At 46.2% G+C, this 3,951-nt stretch carries 3 protein-coding genes; 1 reads left to right on the plus strand and 2 read right to left on the minus strand.

Annotation, left to right across the window (positions count from 1 at the left end; translation table 11 throughout):
• Positions 1-589: 589 nt before the first annotated feature.
• Complete coding sequence (locus tag QN395_RS20940) at positions 590-2,617, plus strand: Cache 3/Cache 2 fusion domain-containing protein (RefSeq protein WP_322121757.1); 2,028 nt, start codon at positions 590-592, stop codon at positions 2,615-2,617.
• A 77-nt stretch (positions 2,618-2,694) separates the two neighbouring features.
• Here the strand turns inward: QN395_RS20940 and QN395_RS20945 are convergent, their stop codons facing one another.
• Together QN395_RS20945 and QN395_RS20950 are read right to left on the minus strand one after the other, a co-directional pair.
• Positions 2,695-2,886, minus strand: coding sequence for a hypothetical protein (locus QN395_RS20945; RefSeq protein WP_322121756.1), 192 nt, complete (start codon positions 2,884-2,886; stop codon positions 2,695-2,697).
• 7 nt (positions 2,887-2,893) lie between these two features.
• Entirely contained in the window at positions 2,894-3,310 is a 417-nt protein-coding gene (locus QN395_RS20950) for a GNAT family N-acetyltransferase (protein ID WP_322121755.1), read from the minus strand.
• Between the last annotated feature and the right edge of the window lie 641 nt (positions 3,311-3,951).

Raw genomic sequence — 3,951 nt, forward strand, 5'->3', positions numbered from 1 at the left:
GGGCATCGGGGCGATCAGTAAAATTGAGGCCGCATCGTAACATCACCGCTTTTCGAGTTTGAAGTGCACCAACGCCCATCAAAGGGCAAACGCTTTGCCTGATGTTGGACGATTTTAAATTCTGGAAGAACAAAAATCCTCGATGGGAACCGCCTCATCGTTCAACCCGGATATCCATACTGTAACTCAGTGCATTTTGATGATGCTTCACGCGAACTGGAAGACCAGCCCGACTGACTGCTAACGCCCCAAAGCGGTCTGTCGCGCCTCTACGAAGCAGACACTCAAAGTTAGCGCATTATTGGTTTTTGCGCTCTATCCCTTATTTTAGGAGTGCGCGACGATGAGACACCTCCAGGCATAAAGACGGACTGAGGACGGTCAGGTTTCGCCGGCCATTGGCGCTTGGATGTCCGAAGTAGTATCAACGCCCGTCTGGAAGCTGGCACTCATTCATTTCATGGACTTTGTCGCAAAATGCATACAAACATGCAGAAGCGTCTCTTTAATGACGCAACGACCAGATGGAGTTTCGAGTACTATTAAACGAATAGTTGCCGAAAGTAATTTCTAACCTGATGGAATGGTAATGTTAAAAAAATTCATCCGTATTGGTTCATGGAACATCGGTGCCAGATTAGCACTCTTTATGTTTATTATTGTCGGTGCGACATTAGTTACTCTTATCGCATTAATCAATTACAGCACTAATCAACAAATCGAACAACGAACCGCTCTTGATGTCACTGACAAAACAAAAATGGTGGCCGATATGTTGAATATTTTTGATGCTGGTCTTCGATCACAAGTCAGCGTCGACGCCAAAATTTTCGAGGGCAGTTTCAAAGGCGCAGTTGGGCTTGATCCATCACGTTCCATTGATGTTGCCGGAACCGCTACACCAGTTTTGAAATCGGGCGACGGTGACCTCAACGGAAATTTTCCTGTGTTGGATCAATTCACCAGCCTGTCAGGAGCGATAGCAACGCTGTTCGTCAAGAAAGACAACGACTTCATACGGGTCTCAACATCACTGAAGAAGGAAAATGGTGAACGTGCGGTCGGCACTGTGTTGGATCATACGAACCCAGCTTTTGAAATCGTTAGCGGCGGCAAAAGTTATGTGGGTATCGCGACCTTATTCGGAAAACAATATATGACGCAATACGACCCCATTATCGACAGCGGGGGAAAAGTTATCGGCATATTTTTTGTTGGCGTCAATTTTACAGAGGCGATTACACAACTCAAAGATAAGATTCGGGCCATGAAAATAGGTGACACCGGATATTTTTATGCGCTGGATGCACGGGAAGGAAAAAACCTTGGCACCTTAATTATTCACCCGAGCAAGGAAGGGCAAATAATCCTCGATTCAAAGGACAGCAGCGGGCGTGAATTCATCAAAGAAATACTGGAACGAAAAGAAGGCGTGATACGTTATCCATGGGTCAACACTGAGCGCGGCGAGTCGGAAACACGAGAAAAGATCGTCGCGTTTATGCCGATAAAAAACTGGAATTGGATCGTGGCCGGGGGTGTCTACACCGACGAATTCACGCGAGATGCGACTGCGCTTGCCCATCGCTACGAAGCGATCGGCGTCATTTTATTGCTATGCTTAGGGGGCGCATTGTATTACGTCATGCGTGTGCGTCTTAGCCTCCCCTTGCAGACTGTGATTAATGCCGCAAGAAATTTGGCTCAAGGTGATTTGCGAACCCATATTAGTTCGACACGGGTTGATGAAATTGGCCAATTGATCGAAGCGATTAATAGCATTGGAACAGGCTTGGCGGAAGTGGTCATGCAGGTGCGTGCGAGCACGTCCGAAATTTCTCTGGCTGCCGATGAAATATCAAATGGCAACGCTGATTTATCGGCGCGGTCCGAATCGCAGGCCAGCTCGCTGGAACAAACGGCGGCGTCTATGCAAGAACTGACCGGCACAGTTAAAAAGAATTCCGAGAGTGCCAAGACTGCCAATGATCTGGTGGTTTCGGCAGCTGGTGTTGCCACTAAAGGTGGGCAAGTTGTTTCGCAAGTGATCAGCACGATGGCATCGATTAAGGAGAGCTCAAAGCGGATTGTCGATATTATCAGTGTCATTGATGGAATCGCATTTCAAACCAATATTCTGGCGCTGAATGCCGCTGTGGAAGCTGCCCGTGCAGGCGAGCAGGGGCGTGGCTTTGCCGTGGTAGCTTCCGAAGTGCGTAATCTGGCCCAGCGCTCAGCAGCAGCAGCCAAGGAAATCGCATCCCTGATTCAAGACTCCGTTGCAAAGGTAGATGCGGGCAATTTACTGGCTGAGCAGACTGGAAATACGATGACTGCGATTTTGGAATCTGTCGACAAGGTGACTCACATCATGGCCGAAATTAGCAGCGCCAGTATCGAACAAAGCTCCGGCATTGAACAAGTGAATCAAGCAGTTGGGCAAATGGACGAAATGACACAACAAAACGCTGCCTTGGTGGAAGAAGCTGCGGCCGCAGCGGAAGCCATGAGCGAACAAGTCAATGCAATGGCAAAAATAGTCGGCGTGTTCAAGATTGAAGAACCAACAGCAACAGTAACAAAGCGTCTGCAAAAGTCAGCTGTGTCATATTTGTAAAAAAATAGTATCAACCAGGAGCTCTTTTTCTATGTCTTTTTCTCGTTTTTTTAAAAATAAAATATAGCACATATGGCTCAAATAGATGAGCGCGCCAGGCGCTGTTGTGTGATGTCATATTTATAAGCCGGAGGAAAGAGCCGCTCGAAAAAAGCGATTGGAGTATTGATGGTACTCATTTTTCTCGCTCGCTGATAGACGATTCCAAGTGCTGGTATCAACATAATCTCTCTCAATAAAATCAAAGGCGTAACCGAATGACGGCTCATGGCCGCTCTAAGACAAAGCATGCAGCTTTTGCTGCTCCTCTGACACAGGCCAAATGAGTGCTGTGGTCTGCTGCTGCCAACCTAGCTTCAAATAGAACTCCTCTTTACCTGGAGCAGCAGTTAATGTGATAAATTTATAGCCCACCAATTGTGACCTAAGGTAATTTACAATTTCTCGCCCAAGACCAGATTGTTGACTGTCAGGTTTCACTACAACGTCGACCAAAAGCGCGTAGTACTTGCCATCGTCCATCGTTCTTCCGAACGCGACTAATTCGTCTCCATCGTATACGAATATGACGAAGCTACTTTTTTCAAAGGCGGAACAAATCTCTGAGGGCTGACGGTTGCCCCAGCCCACTTGTTGAAATAGTGAAGCAACTACTTCCCAGTCAACTTTCTGGGTTGTGAATACAAAGTTCAAATTTCACTCCAATACTATTAGATTAGGTTTAAGAAAGAGCAATAGTCGGTTACATTTCTAAAATTGACGAAAAAAATGAAGGGTCGCTGCTGGCCGATTGTGAGCGGTCGTCTCGCCGCTATCAACAGCGCTTGCCGAACCAACGTCACGCTCTTTCATTTTGGGGCGTGAAGCCTACTTATTCATCAAATGCCGTTTGCGCTTACACCATTTCGCAAAACAGACCCAAGTTATCAATGGAAAAATCCAAAAAATGACGATTGCAAAGTAAGGGAGATTCGATCTCGAAGCAGCCAGAATAGCTGTAATTAATATAGAAAATGCGAATAAAATTGTGGTCCAAATTTTCTGCAGTGCCGTAACCTTCGAAACAAGAAGATAAAGAAAAAATGCCAAAATCAACCCCATAAAGGGCAATATTACTGCCAAAAATAATATGTCCATTTTCCCCAATTTGCTGTCCTTTGTTGGTACCGAAGCTGATTTATTCCGATTAAGGCGGACATGCAAAGCTTTGGTGTTCGCTTTGAGCCGGGCCGGATAAAACAAGATCTTTACCGTTGCTAGGCGTTGGTGCACTTAAAAGTTGAAGTAAAAAGTACCCCAACTCCGATCATTAATGCAGGAACTTTCTGACTACG

The organism is Undibacterium sp. RTI2.2 (genome assembly GCF_035018705.1).
Taxonomy (GTDB): Bacteria; Pseudomonadota; Gammaproteobacteria; order Burkholderiales; family Burkholderiaceae_D; genus Undibacterium.

Coding starts and splice junctions, on each gene's coding strand:
- QN395_RS20945 (WP_322121756.1), bottom strand. CDS start 2,886: ATGAGCCGTCATTCGGTTACGCCTTTGATTTTATTGAGAGAGATTATG.
- QN395_RS20940 (WP_322121757.1), top strand. CDS start 590: ATGTTAAAAAAATTCATCCGTATTGGTTCATGGAACATCGGTGCCAGA.